Below are 491 nucleotides of genomic sequence, written 5' to 3' on the forward strand. Positions count from 1 at the left end.
TAACAGTCAGAACATTACCTGAAACCGTAAATGTTGTTGCTTCACCGTTACTGGTGATTGTATTTAAACTCGGTTGGTCGGCATTAAAATCAATGTGGTGAATAGTATCAGAGCCAACATCAAGAGGCACATCGCCATGGATGACTTGCCCTTGCTGAGTCGTTTCATCAATGGTGGTGCCGCTGTCGGTACCAAATTCTGGGTTAGCGCCATCCTTGATAGTGATATCAACATTGGCAGGTTTTTGTAACCAGTCACCATCAGTGTCTTGCGCCTGAATCGGTACATCAATGGTGATCTGATCGTTAATGCTATCGACTAAACCATCCACACCACTGTCGGTATGATTTAATGGTTTTTCTTGAATGATGGTCACTTTTACATCGATATCATGACCGTTAACCGCTTGTACCGCATCCAATGATACCGTCACAACCGGCTCACCTGCCGCCGTGCTACCGATTAATACGCCTGTTGCAGCATCATAATGG

Annotated in this window: 1 protein-coding gene; it reads right to left on the reverse strand. The window is 45.0% G+C overall.

What is annotated here, in order from left to right:
* A partial coding sequence (locus tag VXS03_RS20100) for a hypothetical protein (protein WP_327765538.1) occupies positions 1-491 on the reverse strand: 491 nt, incomplete at both ends.

Origin of the sequence: Photobacterium sp. S4TG1, from assembly GCF_036040035.1 — a bacterium.
In the GTDB taxonomy this organism is placed as follows: Bacteria; Pseudomonadota; Gammaproteobacteria; order Enterobacterales; family Vibrionaceae; genus Photobacterium.